A 519-nucleotide genomic window follows, 5' to 3' on the forward strand; every position below is an offset into this window, starting at 1 on the left:
ATCTAAATTTTCTTTTTTATTATTGAATATATACATAATATTCATTTTTAAATCTAAAATATTATTATTTATTTCTATGAGTATAGATTCATTTTTTAATGTTATATATCTTTTCTCTTCTTCTAGTTGTAATATAAAATTATAAACATCAACTTCTCTTCCTGTACCATGATAAAAAAAATTTCCCTCTATATCATCTAAACTTCTTATTGCCTTTACTTCTCTTCCAATTACCTCAATTGTTAAATTATTTTCATTTGAAATATCATCTATAAATTTAAAAACATCATATTCACTATTAAAAATTAATCTTTGTTTCTCTTCTAATAATTCATTCTTTTTTGAAATTAAATTTTTTTCTTCGACACTATTTCTCTTCAATATTTTTTGTTTTTCTATTTCTATACTCCGCAAATCCTTAAGCTCTATTTTTAATTTTTTTCTTGTATCAAATTTATTTTTTAAAACTAATATTGGTTTAAACAATAAAAAATATATTATTAAAAAATTTATTATTGT

General features: G+C 18.3%; 1 protein-coding gene. It reads right to left on the reverse strand.

What is annotated here, in order from left to right; translation table 11 throughout:
• Positions 1-486 (reverse strand): hypothetical protein (locus HMPREF0202_RS04205; RefSeq protein ID WP_211231160.1); only part of this gene is annotated, 486 nt, incomplete at its 3' end.
• Positions 487-519: the final 33 nt, after the last annotated feature.

The sequence above is a fragment of the Cetobacterium somerae ATCC BAA-474 genome (assembly GCF_000479045.1).
GTDB lineage: Bacteria > Fusobacteriota > Fusobacteriia > Fusobacteriales > Fusobacteriaceae > Cetobacterium_A > Cetobacterium_A somerae.